Source organism: Streptomyces ruber (assembly GCF_014648075.1).
Lineage (GTDB): Bacteria > Actinomycetota > Actinomycetes > Streptomycetales > Streptomycetaceae > Streptomyces > Streptomyces ruber.
This window is the reverse complement of record NZ_BMQK01000007.1, coordinates 301041-325872: the sequence shown is the minus strand read 5'-3', so window position 1 is coordinate 325872 and position 24832 is coordinate 301041. Positions and strand designations below refer to the sequence as shown.

Below are 24832 nucleotides of genomic sequence, written 5' to 3'. Positions count from 1 at the left end.
GATCCGATTTCCTCGGTGCTTTCCAGGTTCCCGCTTCCGCGTTTCCCTTTCCGGCGCTTCCGACTCTATCAGATCCTTTCGGGCCTGATTCCCAGTCGGCGGGATTTGCCTTTCGGCTGCTTTCCAGGATGCTGCTTACGCGTTTTCCTTTTCAGCGGCCTCGACTTTATCAGAAGAATTCGACCGGGCTGACCGGTCGTTCATTCCTGAAACATCGAGGGGCGCTTCATCGGTGTCGATTCGCTCGACGATCCACGAAGCGGACAGACACTCACGGTCACCATCCGGGTAGGTTACCTGTAGGCAACTGTTCGAATCTACCTCCCCGCGCGGCCTGCGTCAACAGGTCTCGTGGGGCGAAGAAGAGGTTAACAGTTCGGGTCGGGTGTTCGCACACCGGCAGCAGAGGGGGCCGACAGGCGGTGGCCGCTCAAGCCGCCATCGGGACAGCGGCGCTCCGCTCGCTCTCCTCGACGTCGCCCGTGTCACCCTGCCTGACCGCGCGCCCGCCCAGGATGTAGACGTACGCGAAGAAGGCCAGCTCGGCGGCGATGCCGATGCCGACACGCGCCCAGGTGGGCAGGCCGGAAGGGGTGACGAAGCCTTCGATCGCGCCGGAGATGAACAGGATCAGGGCCAGCCCGATCGCCATGCCCAGTGCGGCGCGGCCCTCTTCGGCGAGGGCCGCCCGACGCGTACGGGGGCCCGGGTCGATGAGAGTCCAGCCGAGCCGCAGCCCCGTACCGGCGGCCACGAAGACGGCGGTCAGTTCCAGCAGGCCGTGCGGGAGGACGAGGCCCAGGAAGATGTCCAGCCGGCCGGCCGAGGCCATCAGGCCGATGCCCACACCGAGGTTCAGCATGTTCAGGAAGAGGATCCACAGGACCGGGAGGCCCAGGAAGACGCCCAGGACCAGGCACATGGCGGCGGCCTGTGCGTTGTTCGTCCAGACCTGGGCGGCAAAGGAGGCGGCGGGGTGGCTGGAGTAGTAGGCCTCGTACTCACCGCCGGGGCGGGTGAGCTCGCGCAGCTCGTCGGGGGCGGCGATCGCGGATTGGATCTCCGGGTGCGTGCCGATCCACCACCCCAGGAGTGCGGCCACGACCGTGGACAGCAGGGCGGTGGGTATGCACCAGTGGCGTGAGCGGTAGACGGCGGCGGGGAAGCCGTGGGCGAGGAAGTGCGTGACATCGCGCCAGGAAGCGCGGCGGGTGCCTGTCACGGTGCTGCGCGCGCGTGCCACCAGCTGGCTGAGGCGCCCGGTGAGCTGCGGGTCCGGGGCACTGGACTGGATCACCGAGAGGTGGGTGGCGGTGCGCTGGTACAGGGTGACGAGTTCGTCGACCTCGGCGCCGTTCAGCCGACGGCGGCTGAGCAGGGTGTCGAGGCGGTCCCACTCCGCGCGGTGGGCGGACACGAAGACATCGAGGTCCATGGGGTGTGCTGCTCCTCGTCCTCTCGTACTGCGTGTCAGCTTGTCGTACTGCGGCGCGATGTGTCCTCAGCTTGGCAGACTGGTCTCCTTGGGGGCAGGCCAGGGGAAGGGACGGGCACGTGAGTGAGCTGGTGACGGGCGAGGCGGTCGCGCTGGAGGTGCGTCCCGCGAAGCTGCCGAGCCGCGCGCTCGCCGTGTTGCTCGATCTGGTCGTCGCGATGATCGCGTATGTCGCCGTGACCATGGTGCTCGTCGCGTCGACGGCCGGCCTGGACGAGGCGGCGCAGGTCGCGATGTCGATCGCGAGCTTCCTGTTGGTGCTGGTGGGTGGGCCGGTCGCGGTGGAGACGCTCAGTCATGGCCGGTCTCTGGGGAAGCTGGCGTTCGGGTTGCGGGTGGTGCGGGACGACGGGGGGCCCATCCGGTTCCGGCACGCGCTGGTGCGCGGTGCGGTCGGGATCGTCGAGATCCTCATGACGTTCGGCGTCATCGCGTGCATCGCCTCGCTGGTATCAGCTCGGGGACGACGGCTGGGTGACGTGTTCGCGGGGACGCTGGTCGTGAGGGAGCGGGTGCCGAGCGGCGAAGGGAACTCCGTGCCGCCGCCTCCCTACTGGCTCGCCGGGCGGTTCTCCGCGCTCGACCTCTCCTCGGTGCCCGACGGGCTGTGGCTGGCCGTCCGCCAGTACCTGCAGCGGATGCGGCAACTGGACGCACAGGTCGGGCAGGCCATGGCGGAGCGTCTCGCCTCCGAGCTCGTCGCGCGTACCGGCTCTCCGGCGCCGGATGGCACTCCTGCGGCCATGTACTTGGCCGCCGTGCTGCACGAGCGGCAGGCGCGGGAGGTCCGGCGGGCGTTCGGAGACGGGGCAGGTGGCGCGGGCGGCATGGGTGGCGCGGGCGCGCGGCCCGGTGCTCCTGTGGCTGCGCCCGTGTGGGACGGCGCCGCGGTGCAACCGCCGCGCACGACGGACTCCGCCCCCGCGCGGCCCACGCCGGCGAAGGAAGCCCCGCAGCAGGCCCCGGCCGCCGAACAGCCCCATCGTCACCGCCCGAGCACGGGCTTCGCACCGCCCTCCTGAGGCCGTGCCGTCAGCCGAACGCCGAAGGCGGCGACTCCAGCTCCTCGAGCTCGATGCCGGGTGCGGCGAGGACCACGTCGCCCGAGATGTGAACGGTGTGCCGCTCTCCCGTGTCCAAGGCCGTGACCTGGTATTCGTCCACGGTCAGGGGGCCGTTGTCAGTGGCGTGTGCTTCGCTTGCGACCAGCCTCCAGGACTGGTCGACGGTGCGCGGGGCGAGGACCGGGTCCGTGAGGGCGACGAGGCGTACGCGGGTCGTGGACGTGGAGGGGGCGAGGCGCAGAAGACGGGCGGTGGCGATCAGGAAGGCCGGCGATGTGCCGGTGAACGCGTGGGCACGGACATTGCCTTCGGTGGCGTATGTGCCGGTGGGGTCGGTGCGGACCCAGGTGACGCCGTCGAGGGCGGCGCCCCGGACCTGCCAGCCCCCGGCGTGGAGCTCCAGTCGGAGGGGACGGCCCAGGTCGTCGAGGGCGAGGTCGACGGATCCGCTGTGATCACCGGAGGGGCTGGTCAGCTGGGAGACGTAGCGCCAGCCGGAGGGACCGGGCGCGCAGTGAAAGTGCTCGTCGGCGAGAGGGGTGTGGTCATGGGGGTCGTGAAGCGAATATCGGCCGCGGGGCATGAGGTTCCTGGGTCCTGAGGGGTTGGTCCGGCGGGGGCCGGTGCTCGGCTTGATCCGGCACACGCAGGACGCTGGCGCGCGGCCCGGGCTGCCGCTGGGAGGCGGAGGCTGCTCGGCGGGCGGGTGGGGCGCCGTTCGGCGAGTGCTCGGTCCGGGGGACGAAGCAGGCCCCGGCACGGGGTGCGGGGCCTGTCGGTGATCAGTCGCGCTGCGGAGTGCGTCGTCCGCCGTGTGCGGCCACGGGCGGCGGGCGGGACCGCCCGCCTCGGCCGTGCGCGGTTGCCTGCGCTCGGCCGAGGTGGCGGGATCGGCTCCGGCCTCAGTAGCGGTAGTGGTCCGGCTTGTACGGGCCCTCGACCTCGACGCCGATGTACGCGGCCTGCTCCGGGCGCAGCGTCGTGAGCTTCACGCCGAGCGCGTCCAGGTGCAGCCGGGCGACCTTCTCGTCGAGGTGCTTGGGCAGCGTGTAGACGCCGGTCGGGTACGCGTCGGGCTTGGTGAACAGCTCGATCTGGGCCAGGGTCTGGTCCGCGAACGAGTTGGACATCACGAACGACGGGTGACCGGTGGCGTTGCCCAGGTTGAGCAGACGGCCCTCGGAGAGGACGATGATCACCTTGCCGTCGGGGAACGTCCAGGTGTGGACCTGCGGCTTGACCTCGTCCTTGACGATGCCCGGGATCTTCGCGAGGCCGGCCATGTCGATCTCGTTGTCGAAGTGACCGATGTTGCCGACGATCGCCTGGTGCTTCATCTTGGCCATGTCCGAGGCCATGATGATGTCCTTGTTGCCGGTCGTGGTGACGAAGATGTCGGCCTTGTCGATCACCTCGTCGAGCGTGGTGACCTGGTAGCCGTCCATCGCGGCCTGCAGGGCGCAGATCGGGTCGATCTCGGTGACGATCACGCGGGCGCCCTGGCCGCGCAGCGACTCCGCGCAGCCCTTGCCCACGTCGCCGTAGCCGCAGACGACCGCGGTCTTGCCGCCGATCAGGACGTCGGTGGCGCGGTTGATGCCGTCGATCAGGGAGTGGCGGCAGCCGTACTTGTTGTCGAACTTCGACTTGGTGACGGCGTCGTTCACGTTGATCGCCGGGAACAGGAGGGTGCCCTCGCGCTGCATCTCGTACAGGCGGTGGACGCCGGTCGTGGTCTCCTCGGTGACGCCGCGGATCTCGGAGGCCAGCTGGGTCCACTTCTGCGGGTTCTCGCCCAGGGTGCGGTGGAGCAGCTGGAGGATGACGCGGTGCTCGTCGGACTCGGCGGTCTCGAGGCCCGGGACCTTGCCGTCCTTCTCGTACTCGACGCCCTTGTGGACGAGGAGGGTGGCGTCGCCACCGTCGTCGAGGATCATGTTCGGGCCGCCGGTGGGGGTGTCCGGCCAGGTCAGTGCCTGCTCCGTGCACCACCAGTACTCCTCCAGGGTCTCGCCCTTCCAGGCGAAGACCGGGACGCCCTTCGGGTCGTCCGGGGTGCCGTCCGGGCCGACGGCGATGGCCGCGGCCGCGTGGTCCTGGGTGGAGAAGATGTTGCAGGACGCCCAGCGCACCTGAGCGCCGAGGGCGACCAGGGTCTCGATGAGCACGGCCGTCTGCACGGTCATGTGCAGGGAGCCGGTGATCCGGGCGCCGGCCAGCGGCTGTGCCTCGGCGTACTCCTTGCGGATCGCCATCAGGCCGGGCATCTCGTGCTCGGCGAGGGTGATCTCCTTGCGGCCGAACTCGGCCAGGGAGATGTCGGCGACCTTGAAGTCCTGTCGCTTGTCGACAGTCGTCATTACGAGCTGCTCCTCGGATGTCGGGGGCGAGGTGGGTACGACCGGTCTGCGCGGCGGCGGACACACGCGTGCCCGGAGGGGCACGGGCGTACGCCGGTGCGCGCAGCGCAGTCCGTCGGAGGCCCTCTCTCCCTCGGCCGGTCCCCGCGGGACCGCCCGACCGCCATCAGCAGCGACGTCTGGCTCCGTTCCAAGCTACACCGGCCGGCCGGGCGGTCGGCAGTCCGCCGTGGGAACTCTGGGACCTCCCCGGGAAACTCCTGGAAAGACGGGTGGGGACCCGCCGAGCGTTGCCGGCGGGTCCCCACCCGTGGTACGGCCCTGGTCAGGGCCTTGTAGCAGGTCGTCCGGTCAGTGCTCCGTCGCCGGGACGGGACCGCCCGGGGTGGCCTCACGGTCCGGGCCCGCGGCGGCCGCGGCCTGGCTGTAGACGTCCGGCTCGAGGTAGATGACGCGGGCGATCGGAACGGCCTCGCGGATGCGGGACTCGGCGGCGTCGATGGCGGAGGCGACCTCGGCGGCCGTGTCGTCGTGCTGTACGGCGATCTTCGCGGCGACCAGCAGTTCCTCCGGGCCGAGGTGCAGCGTGCGCATGTGGATGATGCCGGTGACCGTTTCGCCGTCGACGATGGCGGTCTCGATCTTCCTGACCGCCTCGATGCCCGCGGACTCGCCCAGCAAAAGCGACTTGGTCTCGACGGCCAGGACGATCGCGATCACGATGAGCAGGACGCCGATGCAGAGGGTGCCGACGCCGTCCCAGACGCCGTTGCCGGTGGCCAGGGCGAGGCCGACACCGCCGAGGGCGAGGATCAGGCCGACCAGGGCGCCGAGGTCCTCCAGGAGGACGACCGGCAGCTCGGGTGCCTTGGCGTGGCGGATGAAGTCCTTCCAGGACTTCCTGCCGCGGGACTGGTTGGACTCCTTGATGGCGGTGCGGAAGGAGAAGCCCTCGGCGACGATCGCGAAGACGAGGACGCCGACCGGCCAGTACCAGTGCTCCAGTTCATGCGGGTGGCTGATCTTCTCGTAGCCCTCGTAGATCGCGAACATGCCGCCGACCGAGAAGAGGACGATGGACACGAGGAAGGCGTAGATGTAGCGCTCCCGGCCGTACCCGAAGGGGTGCTGCGGGGTCGCCTCGCGCTGGGCCCTCTTGCCGCCGAGCAGCAGGAGGAACTGGTTGCCGGAGTCGGCGAGCGAGTGCACCGACTCGGCGAGCATCGAGGACGAGCCACTGAAGAGGAACGCCACGAATTTCGCTACCGCGATCGAGAGGTTGGCGGCGAGTGCCGCCACGATCGCCTTGGTGCCGCCTGACGCACTCATGTGTTCGGGGTGTCCCTTCGATGCGCTGTCGTCGGTTGCAGGCAGGGCTCAGCCCGCCGTGTGCGCAGGGCATCATCGCAGCCCGGGCCGGCCACGGCGGGCGAGAACTTCGATGGGTTCCCCAAGAAAAGGTAATGGCTTGTTAAATGATTACCGTGGCCCGGAAAAACGTTCCGGCATCGGAGACCTCGGCCTTCTCCCCCGCGGGGACGAAGACCGACTCGCCGGCCGTGAGTACGTGCCCGCCGACCCGTACGGAGCCCGCCGTGCACAGCAGGATCTGCGGGGTCACGCACGTCAGGTCGTGGGCGGGGGTGCCGTCGGCGCGGACGTACCGGGACAGGCGGAACTCGTCGATGGGCGTCTCGTAGACCTCCTCGCCGTCGGACGACGCCTCCGGGCGCAGGACGCCGGGGTCGCTCGCCTCGAAGCGGACGACGCGCAGGAGTTCGGGGACGTCGACGTGCTTGGGGGTCAGTCCGCAGCGCAGGACGTTGTCCGAGTTCGCCATGATCTCGACGCCCAGGCCGTTCAGGTAGGCGTGCGGGACGCCCGCGCCGAGGAACAGCGCCTCGCCGGGCTGCAGCCGGACGTGGTTGAGCAGCATGGCGGCGATCACACCGGGGTCGCCCGGGTAGTGGCGGGCGATGGCGGCGTACGGGGCGTGGTCGCCGCCGAGGCGCTCGCAGGCGTCCGCGGCCTCGGCGACCGTGCGCGCCATGTCCTCGGGATCGGCGGTCAGCACGGCGGTCAGCACCTCGCGCAGCGCGGCCTCCACGGGCGTGGCGCGCAGCAGGTCCACGTACGGCTTGAGGGAGTCGACGCCGAGGGCGGCGAGCAGGCCGGCGGCCTGCTCGGGGTTCCGGAAGCCGCACAGGCCGTCGAACTCGGTGAGGGCGCAGATGAGTTCGGGCTTGTGGTTGGCGTCCTTGTAGTTGCGGTGGCCCGCGTCGACCGGGACGCCGCGGCGCTCCTCGTCCGCGTACCCCTCCCTGGCCTGTCCGAGGTCGGGGTGGACCTGGAGGGAGAGCGGGGCGCCGGCGGCGAGGATCTTGAGGAGGAAGGGGAGGCGCGCGCCGAACTTCGCGACCGTCCGGGAACCGAGCTCCTGCTCCGGAGCCTTGTCGATCACCTCGGTGAGCGGGCCGCGCGGGGTGCGCGAGGGCGCGCCCGGGTGGGCGCCCATCCACATCTCCGCCTGCGGTTCGCCGGTCGGCTCCACGCCGCGCAGACGCGGGATGGCGGTGGTCGAGCCCCAGGCGTAGGGGCGGATCGTGTTCTCGAGCCGGTCCATGGTGAGTCTTTCTCGGTACGTGGTCGGGTGGGCCGCGCCGTCGTACCCGTACGCGCCCTCGGGTCCGTACAGCGGTCGTGCGTGCCGTCGTGGTACGCCGGGCGTGATCCGGCCGCGGGCCGGGAGCCCGGGGCCGGGATACAGATCAGGCCCTCGAAGCGAGCGCCAGGTAAACGGCGGAGAAATCCGTGGTGGCGATCAGTTCCGCCAGGGTCTCCAGCTCGTCGCCCTCCTCGGGTTCCAGTTCGCTGATCGCGGTGTCGTGCCCGAAGGCCAGGTCGCGGGCGGCAGGGGCGGCGCTGAGACCTCCGGTGGGCCGGTCGCGCAGCAGCACCACGCGCGCGTGGAGGGCGGCCGGTTCCTCGACGCGGTCGCGGAAGAAGTCGTCGGGGTCGGCGCCCGCGGCCAGCGCGCCGGACAGCAGCACGCTGTGCGAGGCGAGCGCCTCCGGCAGCTGGGCGGCGAGCGCCGGGCGGCCCGCGAGCTCGGCGAGCGCGGCGGCGAAGCGACGCCCTACGGGTCCCGCGCCGGGTCCCTCCGTCCAGATGAGCGGGAGGGACTCGGCGAGCTCGGCGGCGAGGGTCTTGGCCGGGTTGCTGTACGTGGCGATGGCCGGGCCGCAGCGCTCGGCGACGTGGTCGAGACGGTCGGCGACCTTCTGCAGGGCGTCCGGGGGCGCGGTGACCAGGCCGGTGCGGTCGAGGAGCGCGAGCAGCGGGGTGAGCAGCGCCCACAGGACGCCGGGGGCGGCGGCCGCCACCGGTTCGTCCTGGTCGTACGGGGCGGTCGCCATGGGGACGCAGAGGCCGTGGGCGGCGTCCACCGCCTCGGTGAGCGGGGTGCCGGCGGGGGCGACGGCGGCGACCGTGCAGCCGCGGCGGTAGGCCTGGTCGACGAGGAGGCCGAGGCCCGGTTCGGTGCCGTCGGGCGTGGCGACGAGGAGGAGGTCGAGCGAGCCAATCCAGCCGGGCAGTTCCCAGCGGAGGGCGCCCGCGGCGGGGGCGACGCCGGTGGGCTCCAGCCGGGTCACGGGGCAGCCGGAGCCGACGAGCGAGCCGAGCAGGTCGGCGACGCCCGCAGAGGCGATGCCGGGGCCCGCGACGAGCATGGCGCGGGGGCGGCCGTCGGGCTGCAGGTCCGGGATGCCCGCCTCGGTGGCGAGGCGGGCGGCCGTACGGACCCGGGCGCCGGCCTCGGCTGCACCGCGGAGGAGGCCGCGACGGTCCGCCTCCGACAGGGCATCGGGCGTGTCGAGCAACGATTCGTCGAGCATGGACGGCAGCCTCCGTTCGCCGGGTGGCCCTTGTCGCCGGTTCCCTCGCACAGCGTGCGCGTGCGTTACACGTACCCCATTACGCGCTCCACCCGCCCCCGTGCACGCGCCGGGCGCTCACTCGGGGCGGCGGGCCTCGTCGACGAGCAGGACGGGGATGCCGTCCCGGACGGGGTAGGCGAGGCCGCAGTCCTGGCCCGTGCAGACCAGCTCGTTCTCCTCCTCCTTGAGGGGGGCGTGGCACGCCGGGCAGGCGAGGATCTCCAGAAGGCCGGCTTCGAGCGGCATGGGTGTGTCCCTTCGGACGGACGGATGCGGCCTGGTCAGCGTACCGCCGCTCGGGGGCGGGGGGCCGGGGCGGACGGGGCTTCGCCGCGGGCCCTTCGGGCGCGGCGAGGCCGCCTCACCGGCGGCCCCGCGCCACGGGCTGGACTCCGCCGGCATCGGCGGCAGCGCCCCGGAGCCTGCGCCGGCGCAGGCTCCGGGGCAGCCTCCGGGGCAGCTCAACACTTGCGCCGCGCCGGAGACAGGGGCCCCAGCCCTACCGGCGGGCGGGAGCGGGACCCCGGTTTCTCCGGCGGAGGCGGGACCTCGGCCCCTGCCTCGGGGACGCGTGCTTCTCAGCCCCTGACCCTGAGGCTTGGAACCCTCGCTGTCCCGGAGCCGGAAGCGAACCCTCAGCCTCCCCGCCCCCAGACGCCGAAGGCAAACCCCTCAGCCCCGGATGATCGCCAGTGCCTCGTCACGGATCTTGGACATCGTGGCCTCGTCCCGGGCCTCCGCGTTCAGTCGGAGCAGGGGTTCGGTGTTGGACGGGCGGACGTTGAACCACCAGTCCGCCGCGGTCACCGTCAGGCCGTCCAGCTCGTCCAGTTCGACGTCCCCGCGGCCCGCGTACGCCGCCTTGAGCGCGGCGAGGCGGGCCGCCTGCTCGTCGACCGTGGAGTTGATCTCGCCGGAGCCCACGTAGCGGTCGTACTGGGCGACGAGGGCCGACAGGGTGCCCTCCTGGCCGCCGAGGGCCGCGAGGACGTGGAGGGCGGCCAGCATGCCCGTGTCGGCGTTCCAGAAGTCGCGGAAGTAGTAGTGCGCGGAGTGCTCACCGCCGAAGATCGCGCCGGTCCGCGCCATCTCGGCCTTGATGAAGGAGTGGCCCACGCGCGTGCGCACGGGGCTGCCGCCGTTCTCACGGACGACCTCCGGGACCGACCAGGACGTGATCAGGTTGTGGATGACCGTGCCGGAGCCGCCGTGCCTGGCGAGCTCGCGGGCGGCCACGAGCGCGGTGATCGCGGACGGCGGGACCGGGTCGCCGTTCTCGTCGACCACGAAGCAGCGGTCGGCGTCGCCGTCGAAGGCGATGCCCAGGTCGGCACCCTCCTCGCGGACCCGCTTCCGCAGGTCGACGATGTTCTCCGGGTCCAGCGGGTTGGCCTCGTGGTTGGGGAACGTGCCGTCCAGCTCGAAGTACATCGGGACCAGGTCGAGGGGCAGGCCCTCGAAGACCGTGGGCACGGTGTGCCCGCCCATGCCGTTGCCCGCGTCGACCACGACCTTCAGGGGCCGGACGGAGCTCAGGTCGACCAGGGAGCGCAGGTGTGCCGCGTAGTCCCGCAGCGTGTCCCGCCGCGTGATCGTCCCGGTCTCGGCGGCCGGCTCCGGCGCGCCGCTCCCGCTCCACCGCTCGACCAGCTCGCGGATCTCCGCCAGGCCCGTGTCCTGGCCGACGGGCGCGGCGCCCGCGCGGCACATCTTGATGCCGTTGTACCGGGCGGGATTGTGGGACGCCGTGAACATCGCGCCCGGCAGGTCCAGCGCGCCCGACGCGTAGTAGAGCTGGTCGGTCGAGCACAGGCCGATCTCGACGACGTCGACCCCGCGCGCCGCGGCACCGCGCGCGAAGGCGCGCGACAGGCCGGGCGAGGAGGGCCGCATGTCGTGTCCGACGACGATGGCGGTCGCCCCGGTCACCTGGGTGAAGGCCGCTCCGAACAGCTCGGCCAACGCTTCGTCCCACTGGTCCGGAACCACACCGCGTACGTCGTACGCCTTGACGATCGTCGACAGATCAGCAGACACGGCCAACCCTCCTGAAGTCCTCTTCGGTCACCCCAAACTACCCGTCCGGACCGACAGCGGGCCGTGCTTGCGCCGAGGGCGTCGGTGCAGGTTACGGCCGTTCTCCGCCCGCCGTCACGGAAGCATCCACTCCAGTACGAAGGTGCTCTGTCCCACCACGATCAGGCACATCACCAGCAACAGTCCGAGGCTCCACGGCAGCACCTTGCGGAGCAGGTCCCCCTCTTGCCCCGCTAGCCCCACGGCCGCGACCGCGATGGTGAGGTTCTGCGGCGAGATCATCTTCCCGAGGACGCCGCCGGAGCTGTTGGCGGCGGCGAGCAGCTCGGGCGACAGGCCCGACTGCCGGGCCGCGTTCACCTGGAGCGCGCCGAAGAGCGCGTTGGCCGAGGTGTCCGAGCCCGTGACGGCGACGCCGAACCAGCCGAGGACCGGCGACAGGAAGGCGAGCCCGGCCCCGGCCGCCGCGACGAAGTGGCCGATCGTGGCGGCCTGTCCGGACAGATTCATGACGTAGGCGAGGGCGAGCACGGACGTGACGGTGAGGATCGCGAACCGCAGTTCGCGCACGGTCGCCGCCCACTCCTTGACCGCCACGCGCGCGTGGACCCCGAGGACGGCCGCCGAGCAGACGCCGGCGATCAGCACGAGCGTGCCGCCCGTCGACACGACGGGCCAGGTGAAGACGTTGGCGCCCACCGGGTCGCCGCCGGGGCCGACGACGTCCAGGAACGGCCAGTCCAGTGTGCGCGTCGCCCCGGCCAGCCAGTCCTTCACGACGGGGATCTGCGCGACCGAGAAGACGGCCACGATCAGCACGTACGGCAGATACGCCCGTACGACCTCGCGGCGCGGATCGTCCTCGTCCAGGTCCTCGCTGCGCGCGCCGGTGAGCACGGCGGCGCGTACGGGCTGCGAGGCGGGCCTGCGCGCGTGGGGCACGGCGACCAGGGCGGCCGCGCCCAGCAGGGCGGCCCCGATGTCGGCGAGTTGGGCGGAGACGTAGTTGGAGGCGGCGAACTGGGCGACGGCGAAGGCGGTGCCGCACGCCAGGGCGGGCACCCAGGTCTCGCGCAGCCCGCGCCGGCCGTCGACCAGCCAGACCAGCACGAGCGGCACGACGAGGGCCAGCAGCGGCGTCTGGCGGCCGACCACGGACGCCACGCTGTCCAGGGGGAGTTCGGTGACCTGGGCGAGCGTGACGACGGGCGTGCCCATCGCGCCGAAGGCGACCGGCGCGGTGTTGGCGACGAGCGCGATCACGGCCGCGCGCACTGGTTCGAACCCGAGGGCGACGAGCATGACCGCGGAGATGGCGACCGGCGCGCCGAAGCCCGCGAGGGCCTCCAGGAGCGCGCCGAAGCAGAAGGCGACGACGAGCGCCTGGATGCGGGGGTCGTCGGAGAGGCGGCCGAAGGAGCGGCGCAGGATGTCGAAGTGGCGGGTGCGGACGGTCATCCGGTACACCCACAGGGCGTTGACGACGATCCACATGATCGGGAACAGCCCGAAGACGGCCCCGTGGGTAGCGCCGGACAGGGTCTGGCCGAGGGGCATGCCGTAGGCGAGCCACGCGACGAGCACGGCGGCCAGGAGGCCGGTCAGCCCGGCGAGATGGGCTTTCATGCGGACCGCGCCCAGCAGGACCAGGACGATGACGAGGGGCAGGGTCGCGACGAGTGCGGACAGGCCGAGCGAGCCGGCCACGGGTTCCAGTTCCTGGACGTACAACGGGTTGCCTCCCCGGTTCCGTCATGCGGAATTGATCTCTCGTGCGTACTCACACATACGGAATGGTCGTGTCCGCAACAACGGCACGTCAATGAGCGTGCAGGGCCTCAGTGTTGCGGTCGCACGGGGAAAGGCGACGGGAAACGAGCACCCGGGGCCGGGAGTCGCCGCAGGAGCGCCGGAAGGCGACCGCCCGGCGGGCGGGGACGCTCCTCAGTTGTCCGGCGAGCGCAGCACCCGCAGATGACCCCGCCGCGCGACCTCCATCGGGTCGACCGCGCGGTCGCCGCCGGCGGCCTCCGCGGTGCGCTGCTGCGGCCGGGCCGCCTCGCGCACGGCGTTGGCGAGCGCCTCCAGGTCGTCACCGCTGGGCCGGGCGGGGGCCGAGCCGTCGAGCAGCCGCACGACCTCCCAGCCGCGCGGGGCGGTGAGGCGCTCGGAGTGCTCGGCGCACAGGTCGTAGCAGTGGGGTTCGGCGTAGGTGGCGAGCGGGCCGAGGACCGCGGTCGAGTCGGCGTAGACGTACGTCAGCGTCGCTACGGCGGGACGGCCGCAAGCGGTGCGCGAACAGCGACGTACAGGGCTCACGACGTTGGACGGTACCGCACTCTTGAGCGGGCCGCGACGACTCCCCACCGCGTCACCCGACCGTGTCGCCTTGTGAGACACCCCACACACACCACTCGGCACACCTTTCTGACCAGCTCGGAACCAGTCGTCCGAAATGTCGAACACGGTCGATGTCGATCACTTTTCCTTGCAAACTCAGTCAATTGCCGCGAGATTGACGGTCTCGGAAAGATGCAAAAACGAGCCCAACCTTGGCTTGATTGGGCATGTGGCGACATGCCGTACGGCCTCCCCGAGGCGCCGCCCGCGCGGGATCCCGGGCCGGCTCCCGGACGGGTCCTGGACGGGGCCGCTGGTCCGCGCGGCGGAGCACCCGCCCGGGACCGCGTGGACGCCCGGCACCGCGCCCCCTGTGAGGACTACGCTTCACAGGTGATGGAGAACGCCGTACCGCCCCGTGCCGCCGCGCCCGGGCCCCGCCGCCGTGACCGGCACGGCAGGGGCATGCGCGGTCCTGTCGCGCCGCCCCAGGTGCCTCTCTCGGCGAGTCGTGCCGAGGTGTTCGCGGATCTGGTGCAGGACTCCGTGGAGCGTCTGGAGCGGCGCTGGCCGCAACTGGACGACATCGACTTCCTGGTCCTCGAGGTGCCGCGGCTGGACCCGGACAGCGCCTGGAACGACGAGGCGGTCCCCCTGGGGGGCACGATCCCGGCCCGTGACGGCCGCCGCGCGCGTGTCGTCGTCTACCGCCGTCCGGTCGAGATCCGCACCAAGGGCCGCGAGGAGCGCGCCGCGCTGGTCCACGAGGTCGTGGTGGAGCAGGTCGCCGAACTCCTGGGCCTCACCCCGGAGACGGTGGATCCCCGCTACGGCGAGGACTGAGACCGGTCCCGCCGCGGCGGAACCGGTCCCGGCCGGGTCCTGGCCGGCTACCGGAGCAGCACCGACAGGTCCTGCCGCGTCTCCGGGACCGCCACGGTGCCCCGGTCGTCCTGCAGCGTCTGCACCGTGAACCCGGTGCCGCCGTCGGTGCCCGCCCGCAGCATGCGGGACGCGTACACGGGTCCCCCGGAGACCGGCTCGACCGTCAGCGCGTACGTGCCCTTCAGCCCGCTCGGGACGGGCACCTCCACGTGCTGTGTGGTGCCCGCCTTGATCGAAAAGGTCTTCGACACCTCGGTGCCGCCCTCACTGCCCGCGGACGCGGTGACCTTGATCTCGGCGGCCTTGTCCGGGGCGGTCACGGCCAGCGTGGTGCCCTTCTCGCGGTTGTCCGCGACGGACGCGCGCGTGCCCACCGGCCGGCTCGCCGGGACGAACGCCGTCTCCTGGTCGTCGCCCTTGCCGCGCACCACCCGCACGGCGGCGACCACGGGGGCCGACGTGCTCGTGGGCGTCAGCACCAGCGACCCGGCCTCGCCCCGGGTGATGTCGCCCAGGTCGACGGCGGCCGTCATGCCGGCCTTCACATGGAGCGTCTCGTGGCCCACCGGGGTGATCTGCCCGTTGGGCGACGCCAGACGCACCTTCAGGTCGGCGTCCGTGTCCCCGGGCACGAAGGCCACCAGCCGCACGCCTGCGGCGTCCTCGGGGATGCCCGGCAGGACCAGGCTGCCCGCCGGATCGGCCGAAGGCGCCAGCCAGTCGCCGCCCAGCTTGTCGTCCAGTGCCTGGACGGCCGCCGCCACCCGTCCGCTGCGCACACTGACGTGCACGGTCAGATCCGTCTCGGCCGCGTCGGTGAGGGTGGACAGCAGCACCGGCTCGCCGGAGCGCGGCTGGACCGTGATGCCGTCCCCGACGGTCGTCTCCAGCTCCCCGTCCTTGCCGTACAGCTCGACGTCGACGACGGCCGCGGAGTCGTCCGGGTTGATCAGGTGGACGTAGTCGGTGCGGTCCACGGCCGTACTGGCTCCGGCGAACCAGAACTCGGTGTCCGGCGCGGTGCAGTCCGTACCGAGCAGGCCGCGCCCGGTGCCCGCGTCGATCTCGGTGGTCTGCTGGACGGTCCATCCCGGCGCGAGCGTTCCCCCGGCGGTACCGACGAGGGCGGGCGCGTCGGCGCCGTCGACGCTGCCGGTGACCGGCTTGCCGGCCTCCTTCGGCTCCAGGACGGGCTTCGCCGGCTCCTCCGTCCCCTTGCCTCCGTCTCCGTCCGTCCCCTTGTTCCCGTCCTCGCCGTTCCCGCCGTTCCCGCCGCTGCCGGTCGCGGCCACGAGCGTGGCCTTCCCGCTGTCCCCGGTGCCCTCGGTGACGGGCGTGAAGGACGTGTACGCGGTCTCCGCGACGTCCGAGGTGCTCGGCTTCGGGCAGAGCAGGCTCGTGCGCTCCACGGGCAGCTGGGCGGCCGCCCTGGCGGTGGTCCCGGTGGCGGCTTCGGGCGCGGTGAGCACGGCGAAACCGGTGACGGCGGCCAGCGCGGTCGCGCCGGCGATCAGGGACAGGGTGGTGCGCTTCACTGCCGGCCTCCGTCGGGACGCTCGCTGTCGGTGCCGTGCGCCGGGTCGTACGGCGCGTCGTAGCCCTGCCCGTACGCCTGGCCGCTCGTCTGGCCGTACGAGCCGTTCGTGTCCCCGTAGGCGTACGGGTCGTACTGGGCGCCCTGGTAGGGGTCGGCCTGGTAGGGCTGCTGGTAGCCGTCCGCCGCGTACTGCTGGTTCTGCTGGTACGGGTCACTTCCGTACCCGCCGTACCCGGCGCCCGCGTACCCCGGCGTGTCCCATCCGTCGTACGCCTGCTGCTGGGCGACGGCGACCGGCTCCGGGGCCGCTTCCGGGGACGGCGGGGCGGCGTCCGGGTCCTGTCCGTTCTCCGTCCGCGCGGCGTCGGCCTCTTCCGCGGCCCGTCCGGCCTCGGCCTGGGCGCGCAGCCGGCGGGCGCGGCGGCCGTCGCCGGTGATGTCCTGGGCGGGCACGACGGGCTCCTCGGGGAGGTCGTCGTCGACGTCCCGGCGGCGGCCCGGCAGGGCCAGCACCACCAGGACGACGGCGAGCGCGCCCTGGGCCCACAGCCAGCCGGTGTGGCTCAGCGGCTCGTCGAAGGTGACGTCCAGCCTCCCGCCGCCCGCGGGCAGCTTGAAGCCCTGGGCCCAGCCGTCGACCGTGACGCGGGTGAGCGGCTCGCCGTCGAGGGTGGCGGTCCAGCCCTCGTCGGCGCTGTCGGCGAGGCGCAGGACACGGTCCCCGCCGCCCTCGGGAAGGGTGGTGTGGACCTCGACGGGTCCGGCCGCGACGGGCACGGGCTCGCCGGAACCGGAGACGACGGTGACGCGGGCCACCTCCCGGTCCACGCGCCACAGCGCGGTGCCGTCCTGCTGGCTGAGCCGGGACAGGCCGGGCGTGGCGTCCAGGACGCGGCCGACCTCACGGGGCGCGCCCTTGCGGACGAGGACGTAGCGGACGGCGAAGCCGCCGAGTTCGTCGGCCTGGTCGGCGCCGGAGCCCGCCACGAGGTTGGCGACGACCTTGTCCAGCCGCGCGTTGTCCCCCGCCGCCGTGGCTAGTTCGGCGTCGCCGAGACGCGCGCCGGAGCCCCGTACGAGGCTGTAGCCGACCTCGGCGGGCGAGTCGCTGTCGAGGACCAGTGTGCGGGCCTGGTCGCGCGTGCCGCTGTCCTCGGCGACGAACGCGGGCACCTGCACGGGGTCGCGCCGCTGCAGCGGGCCGTCGGCGCCGCCGATCATCCAGCCGGCCGCCGCCAGCAGCGGGCCCGCGGCCGCGGCGAGCGCTATGAGGGCGGCCACCGGCTGACGCCAGCCGAAGCTCTGCTCGGCCACGCGCGCGCGTGCCCCGTCGGCACCTAGCACGGCGGCGGCCAGCAGGGCGAGGCCGTAGACGAGGGTGGCGGGTCCGGCCCAGGCGGAGCCGTTGGAGAGGACGGCGAGGACGAGCGCCACCAGGGCACCGGTCCAGGCGGTCCGGACGGCGAGCTGCCGCTCGGAGCGCAGCAGGGCGGCCAGCGCCGCCAGCACGATGCCGAGGAGCGTCAGCCCGCTGACGGTGCCGGGTCCGCCCGGGGAGGCACCGAGCAGGTCGGTCGCGGAGGCCGCGCTCGCGCCGTACTCCATGCCGGCCTCCTGGAAGAAGCCGAACGGCAGCAGCGTCAGCGACCAGGGGGCGAGGACCAGCAGCGGGGTGCCGAGCTGGGCCAGGAAGCGCAGCCCGTACGCGGCGACGTCCCGGCGGCGCAGGACGAGGACCCCGAGGCCGAGGACGAGGGCGATGGGCCACACGACCGGCGTGAAGGCGGTGGTGATCGTCAGCAGCAGGGCGTACGCCCAGGTGGCGCGCCAGCTGCCGCGCGCATCCGTCGCGCTGGTGAGCCCGGCGGCCGCGGCGCCCGCGCGGGCGATGAGCGGGAGCAGGACCGCGAGGACGGCGGTGCCGATGCGGCCGCCCGCGAGCGCGCCGGTGACGGCGGGCAGGAAGGCGTACGCGACGGCCGCCCACGCGCGCAGCAGCCGCGAGGTGACCAGGGGCCGGGAGGCGAAGTACGCGGTGAACCCGGCGAGCGGCACCGAGGCCACGAGCAGCACGGTCACCGCGAGTCCGGTGGAGCCCAGCAGCAGGGAGGCGAGCAGGGCGACGATCGCGAGATACGGCGGCGCGGACTGGGTGCCGCCCGTGCCGACCGCGTGCCAGGCGTCGAGGTAGCGCGACCACAGCTCGCCGGAGCCGACGGGCGCGGGCAGCAGCGCGCCGCCCGCCAGCGCCCCGCCGCCGAGCAGTCCGCGGCAGGCGACGAGCGCGGCCAGCAGCAGGACGACGAAGAGCACGGGGCCCGGCCTGCGGGCGACGCGCTTGAGCCGCGCGAACTGCTCGACCTCGAGGAAGTCGGCGTCGTCGCCGCCGGGGCCCGACTCGACCGCGCCGCCGTGCCGTCCGGCCGCGGAGGTCTCGGTGCCGGAGCGGCCGACCAGGTTGCCGGCGACCTGTTCGACGGTGGCCCGCACGGTGGCACCGGGCGGCGGGAACAGGGGGCGCATCTCGCCCTTGTCGAGCTGCGGGCGGCCGCGGCTGCGGCGTCCCGCGAGGATGCGCTCCGGGCGCAGCAGCGTGCCCAGGAGGCCGCGGATCTCGTCGACGGCCTGTCCGGGGACCTTGCCGACGAGGTGGGCGAGGGTCCGCAGCAGCGTGCCGAGCACGAGCCGGACCAGCACCCAGGGCAGCGCTGCCGTGCGCGTGTTGACGAGCAGGGTGTAGACGGCGCCCGCCTTGTCGACCATGTGCGGGGAGGCGGCGTTACGGCCGGCGCAGTCGACGGTGCGGCGCTCGCGGGAGGCCGCCTCGGCGTGCCGCAGCACCGCCTCGGGGGCGACGAGGACGCGGTGCCCGGCGGCCGTGGCGCGCCAGCACAGGTCGATGTCGTCGCGCATCAGGGGCAGCCGCCGGTCGAAGCCGCCGAGCTCCTCGTAGACGTCGCGGCGGATCAGCATGCCGGCGGTGGACACGGCGAGCGTGGGCCGTACGTGGTCGTGCTGGCCCTGGTCCTGCTCGCGGCGGTCCAGGCCGGTCCAGCGACGGCCGGAGTTGGCGATGGTGACGCCGACCTCCAGCAGCTGGCGGCGGTCGTACCAGCCGCGCAGCTTGGGACCGACGACGGCGACGTCCCGGCCGAGCTCGTGCTCGTTGTCGACGACCCGCAACAGCTCGGCGAGCGCGTCCGGTTCGGGGGCGCAGTCGTCGTGCAGCAGCCACAGCCACTGCACGGGCTCGCCGTGGGGGAGCTCCGGCAGGTCGTAGGCGTCGTCGCGCCAGGTGCGGGTGACGGGGTCCCAGCCGCTGGGGCGCTTGAGGTACGGCAGGTCGTCCGGGGTCAGCACACCGGCGGTGCGGTTGGCCTCGTCGACGGCCTGGCCGAAGCCGGTGCGCCGGGCGAGGTGCAGGACCCGGTCGGCGCCGAGGGCGTCGGTGAGCAGCTGGGCGGAGTCGTCCGCGCTGCCGGTGTCGGCCGCCATGGCGTTCTGCACGGGGCGCTCCTGGCCGAGCAGCCCGGCGAGCGCGTCGGGCAGCCAGCGGGCGCCGTCGTGGGCGACGAGGACCGCGGTGACCACATGGCGCGGGAACTCGGGTGAGCGGGTCGGGTCCGACAGCGGCCGGCGGTCGGACGCCGCCTGGCGGGTCGGGTCGAACACCGCTGTGGCAGCGTCGTGGTGGGCTGCCGTGTGACTGTGCACGGACATCGAGGTACGGGCCCCGGTTCGATGGACTGCGGTGGACGCCCGCGTCATCGGGGGACAGCGGGACGTCTCGGACGAGCGACCACACTAACGGCTGGGCAGCGAACGGCCCGCCGCCTGTGGACAACCAAGGCGACGGGCCGGTCGTTACGTAAGGGTGTGTGCGGTTTGGTCGGTGGCACGCGCGCGCGTGCTTGTCCGGTTACCGATGTCCGGCGGCCGCCGCGCGGCGGTCCCGTCGGTCTCCGGGCCCGTGGCGGCCTGCGGATCCGTGGCGGCCCCCGGATCCGTCACGGTGACGGTCTCCGGATCCGTGACGGTCTCTCAGACGGCGGCCTTCTTGAGGCGGCGGCGCTCGCGCTCCGACAGGCCGCCCCAGATGCCGAACCGCTCGTCGTTGGCGAGCGCGTACTCCAGGCACTCCGAGCGGACCTCGCAGGCGAGGCAGACCTTCTTGGCCTCCCTGGTGGAGCCGCCCTTCTCGGGGAAGAAGGACTCGGGATCGGTCTGGGCGCAGAGCGCGCGCTCCTGCCAGCCGAGTTCTTCGTCCGCGTCGTCGACCAGCAGTTGCTGCACGAGCTCGGTCATGTGCGCCCCTCGTCTGTCTTTCGCGTCCCCGTGGTGTTGCCGTACCGATTTCGGCTGAACGACACGAGTGAAATTACAAGTGTGCTGCTACGGGCGAGTCAAGCCGAGATCTGCTATTGAGCCCCTTATTCACTCTGCGGAACCAAGGCCAAGCGGAAAGTGTTCAAATCGCCATAAACCCTGACAGCAGGACGGGCCCTCAAGCGGACCTCGCTCCCGTACGAGCAAGGACGCTCAAAGGTTCGATCTCGTTGCGACGCGAACACCGAAGCGACCTTGATCACGTTTGGACCGCCGTTCGCCTGGGGTTTCACGCCCGGTGGACGCCATGTGTCCCGACATCCCCGTGAGCAAACCTTTCATCTGACCGGTGGCCCGGATGAGGTGAAACACGGCCCGTCCACAGGAGGCCGAGTTGACAGCCCAGGTGTGAACCGCTGTCCTGGGGGCATGCTCGCGAATTCGGCACTCACCCCGACCCGCTCCGCCGGGTCCTCCGGTGCTGCCCGCGCTCGCTGCAGCTGTTGCTGTCCCGGCTGTTGAGCTGACCGCTCCGGCCCTCCCCGAGCCCCTCGCACCCGGCCCCACCCAGGCCACCGCCGCGACCCCTCCCGGGTCCGCGCGACGCTCGGCCGCACCCTCCGCCGACGCCCCGCCCGGGCGCACCCGGCGCCCGTGACCCGGGCGACGGCCCGGCGGCGCCCCGCCATCTTCCCGACTCCTCCGCCCAGGGACCGCACCTCTCCATGAACAGCGACAGCGACCTCCAGATCGCCGGCGACATCCTCGAAGTACCCCATCTGCTGCAGGCCCCGCGCGAACACCCGGCCACCGTGGCCGAGTTCGCCGGACTCGCCCGCTCGATCGCCGCCGACCGCGGCCGGTGGGAGGACCTCGTCCGGTACGACGCGGCCTCGCGCTGGTACCACCGGCTCCGCGTGGGGCCGGGGTACGAGGTGTGGCTGCTGTCCTGGGTGCCCGGCCAGGGCAGCGGGCTCCACGACCACGGTCCCTCCTCCGGTGTGCTGACCGTCCTCGACGGCGTCCTGACCGAGCGCACCGGGCGGGGGACGCGCTCGCTGGGCGCCGGGGCGCAGCGGGTGTTCGCACCGGGGTACGCGCACGAGGTCGTCAACGACGCGCTCGAACCGGCGGTCAGCCTGCACATCTACTACCCGGGCCTGACGGAGATGCCGATGCGCCGACCGGGCCTCGGGACGACCGGGAAGCTCCCCTCGGCCGCCGTTTCCCCGGCCGGGGCGCCGCCGGCCGCCGCCTGCTGGGCGCGCGGGGCGTGAGGCGCACGGCAGTCACCGGGTGAGTGCCCCTCCGGCCGGCGCTTCGTCGTACCCGCCTGCGGAACCGGCCCACCCGTCGCCCGGCCACCGCCCTCAACGAGTCGGCCCGGCGGCTGACACACTGTTCCCATGCGCATTGTGGTTCTGGCCGGCGGCATCGGTGGTGCACGGTTCCTGCGCGGTCTGAAGCGGGCCGTGCCGGACGCCGACATCACGGTCATCGGCAACACCGGCGACGACATCCATCTCTTCGGGCTGAAGGTCTGCCCGGACCTCGACACGGTGATGTACACGCTCGGCGGCGGTATCAACGAGGAGCAGGGCTGGGGCCGTACCGACGAGTCCTTCCACGTCAAGGAGGAGCTCGCGGCCTACGGCGTGGGCCCCGAGTGGTTCGGGCTCGGCGACCGGGACTTCGCCACCCACATAGTGCGCACCCAGATGCTGGGCGCGGGCTTCCCGCTGAGCGCCGTCACCGAGGCGCTGTGCGACCGGTGGCAGCCCGGGGTGCGGCTCATCCCGATGTCGGACGACCGGGTCGAGACACATGTCGCGGTCACGCTGCCCGGCGCCGACGGCGGCCCCGGCGAGCGCAAGGCCGTCCACTTCCAGGAGTACTGGGTGCGGCTGCGCGCCTCCGTCCCGGCCGAGGCGGTCGTGCCGGTCGGCGCCGAGCACGCCAAGCCCGCGCCGGGGGTCCTGGAGGCCGTCGCCGAGGCGGACGTGATCCTGTTCCCGCCGTCCAATCCGGTGGTGTCCGTCGGCACCATCCTGGCCGTCCCCGGCATCCGCGAGGCGATCGCCGACGCCGGGGTGCCGGTCGTCGGCCTCTCCCCCATCGTCGGAGACGCGCCCGTGCGCGGCATGGCCGACAAGGTGCTCGCCGCCGTGGGCGTGGAGGCGACGGCGGCGGCCGTCGCCGAGCACTACGGCTCGGGGCTGCTCGACGGCTGGCTGGTCGACACGGTGGACGCGGGCTCGGTGGAGCGCGTCGAGGCCGCCGGGATCCGGTGCCGGGCCGTCCCGCTGATGATGACGGACGTGGACGCGGCGGCGCGGATGGCCCAGGAGGCGCTGGCGCTGGCGGAGGAGGTGCGGAGCGCTTGAGCGACGGACTCTTCCGGGACGGCGCCGGCGGCTACCGGGTCTGGGCGCCGGCCGGCATCCCCCAGGTGCAGCCGGGCGACGACCTCGCCAAGCTGATCGCCGCGGCCGAGCCGGGCCTGGCCGACGGGGACGTGCTCCTCGTCACCTCGAAGATCGTGTCGAAGGCGGAGGGCCGGATCGTCGAGGCCGCCGACCGGGAGGCCGCCATCGACGCCGAGACCGTACGGGTCGTGGCGCGCCGCGGGACGCTGCGGATCGTCGAGAACCGGCAGGGGCTGGTCATGGCCGCCGCCGGGGTCGACGCCTCCAACACCCCCGCGGGCACCGTGCTGCTGCTGCCCGAGGACCCGGACGCGTCCGCGCGGTCGATCCGGGAGGGGCTGCGGAACGCCCTCGGCGTCGACGTCGGCGTCGTGGTCACCGACACCTTCGGACGGCCGTGGCGGGCGGGCCTGACGGACGTCGCCATCGGCGCCGCGGGCGTGCGCGTGCTCGACGATCTGCGCGGCGGGACGGACGCGTACGGCAATCCGCTCGCCGCGACCGTCGTCGCGACCGCCGACGAGCTGGCCGCCGCCGGTGACCTGGTGAAGGGGAAGGCCTCGGGGCGGCCCGTCGCCGTGGTGCGCGGCCTCGGGCACGTGGTGGCCGAGGACGACGGCGAGGGCACGCGCGCGATGGTGCGCGGTGCGCGCGACGACATGTTCCGGCTCGGGACCTCGGAGGCCGTACGGCTGGCCGTGACCCAGCGGCGCACGGTGCGGGCGTTCACCGACGAGCCCGTCGACCCCGGTGCCGTACGGCGTGCCGTGGCGGCGGCGGTGACCGCGCCGGCGCCGCACCACACCACACCGTGGCGGTTCGTGCTGCTGGAGTCCGAGGCGTCGCGGACCGCGCTGCTGGACGCGATGCGGGAGGCGTGGATCGCGGACCTCCGGCGGGACGGCAGGAGCGAGGAGTCCATCGCCAGGCGGGTGCGCCGGGGCGACGTCCTGCGCAACGCGCCGTACCTGGTGGTGCCCTGTCTCGTCATGGACGGCTCGCACCACTACGGCGACGAACGGCGGGACGGCGCCGAGCGGGAGATGTTCGTGGTCGCCGCAGGCGCCGGGGTGCAGAACCTCCTCGTGGCGCTCGCCGGGGAGGGGCTGGGCTCCGCGTGGGTGTCGTCCACGATGTTCTGCCGGGACGTCGTACGGCGCGTGCTGGAGCTGCCGGAGGGCTGGGACCCGATGGGCGCCGTGGCGGTGGGCCGCCCGGCGGAGGAGCCCCGGCCGCGCCCGGAGCGGGACGCCGCGGCGTTCGTGGAGGTGCGGTGAGGCCGGGCCGCGCGATGAGGCATGCTGGACGACCGGCCCCCTGACGGCCTCCCCCGTCCCGTACGACCCTGAAGGCATCCCCCGTGGCAGGACGCTTCGCGCCCCGGCCCGCACGCGGCACCGCGGTGCACGGCGGGCTCCCCGGCGTACCCGCGCCCGGCGGGGCGGCCCGGCCCGCCGCCCGTGGCGCCGCCGCGGCCGGGCTGCGGCGGACCTGGCGTCCCGGGTGGCCGCTCGACCTCGGGCTGGTGCTCGGGCCGCTGCGGCGCGGACCCCACGATCCGACGGTCCGGCTGATGCCCGACGGGTCCGTGTGGCGGGCGAGCCGCACCCCGGCGGGGCCGGGGACGCTGCGTATCGCCGTGCGCGGCGAGGTGGCCGAGGCCGAGGCGTGGGGTCCGGGGGCCGGATGGCTGCTGGAGCAGTTGCCCGCGATGCTCGGGGCCCTCGACGACCCCTCGGCCTTCGAGCCGCGGCACCGGCTGCTCGCGCTGACCCGGCAGCGGCGTCCGGGACTGCGGCTCACCCGGACCGGCCTGGTCCTGGAGTCGCTGATCCCGTCGATCCTGGAGCAGAAGGTCACGTCGGTCGAGGCGTACAAGTCCTGGCGGCTGCTCGTCCGGCGGTTCGGGGAGCCGGCGCCGGGGCCCGTGCCGGAGCCGATGCACGTGATGCCGGACGCGCGGACGTGGGCGCTGGTCCCCTCGTGGGAGTGGCACCGGGCCGGCGTCGACGCCAAGCGGGCGTCGGCGGTCCTGCGCGCCGTACGGGTCGCCGCCCGGCTGGAGGAGACCACGGGGATGACACCGGCCGAGGCACGGGCGCGGCTGGAGGTCGTACCGGGCATCGGGCCGTGGACGTCGGCGGAGACCGTGCAGCGCAGTCATGGCGCGGCGGACGCGGTGACGGTCGGGGACCTGCACCTGCCCGGCATCGTCGGCTACGCGCTGGCCGGTGACCGGGACGCCGACGACGAGGCGATGCTGGCGCTGCTGGAGCCGTACGCGGGCCAGCGGCACCGGGCGGCCCGGCTGATCCTGCTCTCCGGACGGACGCCGCCGCGGCGCGGGCCGCGGATGTCGGTGGGCACCATCTGGCAGCACACGTAGGCCGGTGACCGGTGCCCGGTACCGGACGGCGGGCCGGG

At 73.2% G+C, this 24832-nt stretch carries 19 protein-coding genes; 6 read left to right on the top strand and 13 right to left on the bottom strand.

The window, feature by feature from the left end:
* Window positions 1-430 precede the first annotated feature (430 nt).
* The gene (locus tag IEZ04_RS18465) at window positions 431-1435 is read right to left on the bottom strand and encodes a stage II sporulation protein M (RefSeq protein WP_189217983.1); all 1005 of its coding nucleotides are present in this window, start codon (window positions 1433-1435) and stop codon (window positions 431-433) included.
* A gap of 119 nt (window positions 1436-1554) precedes the next feature.
* On the opposite strand from IEZ04_RS18465, the gene IEZ04_RS18460 reads away from it, so the two are divergent.
* A complete protein-coding gene (locus IEZ04_RS18460) occupies window positions 1555-2517 on the top strand; it encodes an RDD family protein (RefSeq protein WP_189217982.1) in 963 nt (320 codons plus the stop codon).
* A 10-nt stretch (window positions 2518-2527) separates the two neighbouring features.
* On the opposite strand, the gene IEZ04_RS18455 is transcribed toward IEZ04_RS18460, so the two are convergent.
* The 9 genes from IEZ04_RS18455 to IEZ04_RS18415 form a co-directional block, all read right to left on the bottom strand.
* Window positions 2528-3142 (bottom strand): hypothetical protein, encoded by a 615-nt coding sequence (locus IEZ04_RS18455; RefSeq protein ID WP_189217981.1) that lies wholly within the window; start codon window positions 3140-3142, stop codon window positions 2528-2530.
* Between the two features lie 319 nt (window positions 3143-3461).
* Window positions 3462-4919, bottom strand: a complete 1458-nt coding sequence (gene ahcY / locus IEZ04_RS18450) for an adenosylhomocysteinase (protein WP_189217980.1) — start codon at window positions 4917-4919, stop codon at window positions 3462-3464.
* A gap of 351 nt (window positions 4920-5270) precedes the next feature.
* A complete protein-coding gene (locus tag IEZ04_RS18445) occupies window positions 5271-6248 on the bottom strand; it encodes a cation diffusion facilitator family transporter (protein ID WP_189217979.1) in 978 nt (325 codons plus the stop codon).
* Window positions 6249-6390: 142 nt separating this feature from the next.
* A complete protein-coding gene (manA, locus tag IEZ04_RS18440) occupies window positions 6391-7542 on the bottom strand; it encodes a mannose-6-phosphate isomerase, class I (RefSeq protein WP_189217978.1) in 1152 nt (383 codons plus the stop codon).
* 145 nt (window positions 7543-7687) lie between these two features.
* Window positions 7688-8815, bottom strand: coding sequence for an SIS domain-containing protein (locus IEZ04_RS18435; protein ID WP_189217977.1), 1128 nt, complete (start codon window positions 8813-8815; stop codon window positions 7688-7690).
* A 117-nt stretch (window positions 8816-8932) separates the two neighbouring features.
* On the bottom strand, window positions 8933-9103 hold the full coding sequence (locus IEZ04_RS18430) for a Trm112 family protein (protein WP_189217976.1): 171 nt from the start codon (window positions 9101-9103) through the stop codon (window positions 8933-8935).
* Window positions 9104-9529: 426 nt separating this feature from the next.
* Entirely contained in the window at window positions 9530-10894 is a 1365-nt protein-coding gene (locus tag IEZ04_RS18425) for a phosphomannomutase/phosphoglucomutase (RefSeq protein WP_189217975.1), read from the bottom strand.
* Between the two features lie 114 nt (window positions 10895-11008).
* Complete coding sequence (locus IEZ04_RS18420) at window positions 11009-12625, bottom strand: L-lactate permease (protein ID WP_189217974.1); 1617 nt, start codon at window positions 12623-12625, stop codon at window positions 11009-11011.
* A 213-nt stretch (window positions 12626-12838) separates the two neighbouring features.
* Complete coding sequence (locus IEZ04_RS18415; RefSeq protein WP_189217973.1) at window positions 12839-13261, bottom strand: DUF3499 domain-containing protein; 423 nt, start codon at window positions 13259-13261, stop codon at window positions 12839-12841.
* Window positions 13262-13630: 369 nt separating this feature from the next.
* On the opposite strand from IEZ04_RS18415, the gene IEZ04_RS18410 reads away from it, so the two are divergent.
* The gene (locus IEZ04_RS18410) at window positions 13631-14077 is read left to right on the top strand and encodes a metallopeptidase family protein (protein WP_189218001.1); all 447 of its coding nucleotides are present in this window, start codon (window positions 13631-13633) and stop codon (window positions 14075-14077) included.
* Between the two features lie 47 nt (window positions 14078-14124).
* Here IEZ04_RS18410 and IEZ04_RS18405 read toward each other — a convergent pair whose 3' ends face one another.
* From IEZ04_RS18405 to IEZ04_RS18395, 3 genes are all read right to left on the bottom strand, one after another.
* Window positions 14125-15654 carry a DUF5719 family protein gene (locus IEZ04_RS18405; protein ID WP_189217972.1) on the bottom strand — a complete coding sequence of 510 codons (1530 nt, stop codon included), beginning with the start codon at window positions 15652-15654 and terminating at the stop codon, window positions 14125-14127.
* Window positions 15651-19376 carry a glycosyltransferase family 2 protein gene (locus IEZ04_RS18400; protein ID WP_189217971.1) on the bottom strand — a complete coding sequence of 1242 codons (3726 nt, stop codon included), beginning with the start codon at window positions 19374-19376 and terminating at the stop codon, window positions 15651-15653. Before IEZ04_RS18400 ends, IEZ04_RS18405 begins: the two co-directional genes overlap by 4 nt.
* Window positions 19377-19697: 321 nt before the next feature.
* Window positions 19698-19961: a WhiB family transcriptional regulator gene (locus IEZ04_RS18395; protein ID WP_003975777.1), complete on the bottom strand. Its 264-nt coding sequence runs from the start codon at window positions 19959-19961 to the stop codon at window positions 19698-19700.
* Between the two features lie 746 nt (window positions 19962-20707).
* On the opposite strand from IEZ04_RS18395, the gene IEZ04_RS18390 reads away from it, so the two are divergent.
* The 4 genes from IEZ04_RS18390 (at window position 20708) to IEZ04_RS18375 (ending at window position 24794) form a co-directional block, all read left to right on the top strand.
* On the top strand, window positions 20708-21259 hold the full coding sequence (locus IEZ04_RS18390) for a cysteine dioxygenase (protein ID WP_189217970.1): 552 nt from the start codon (window positions 20708-20710) through the stop codon (window positions 21257-21259).
* 129 nt (window positions 21260-21388) lie between these two features.
* Window positions 21389-22366, top strand: a complete 978-nt coding sequence (cofD, locus tag IEZ04_RS18385) for a 2-phospho-L-lactate transferase (protein ID WP_189217969.1) — start codon at window positions 21389-21391, stop codon at window positions 22364-22366.
* Window positions 22363-23685: a coenzyme F420-0:L-glutamate ligase gene (locus tag IEZ04_RS18380; protein WP_189217968.1), complete on the top strand. Its 1323-nt coding sequence runs from the start codon at window positions 22363-22365 to the stop codon at window positions 23683-23685. Before cofD ends, IEZ04_RS18380 begins: the two co-directional genes overlap by 4 nt.
* An 83-nt stretch (window positions 23686-23768) precedes the next feature.
* The gene (locus IEZ04_RS18375) at window positions 23769-24794 is read left to right on the top strand and encodes a DNA-3-methyladenine glycosylase family protein (protein WP_189217967.1); all 1026 of its coding nucleotides are present in this window, start codon (window positions 23769-23771) and stop codon (window positions 24792-24794) included.
* Window positions 24795-24832 lie beyond the last annotated feature (38 nt).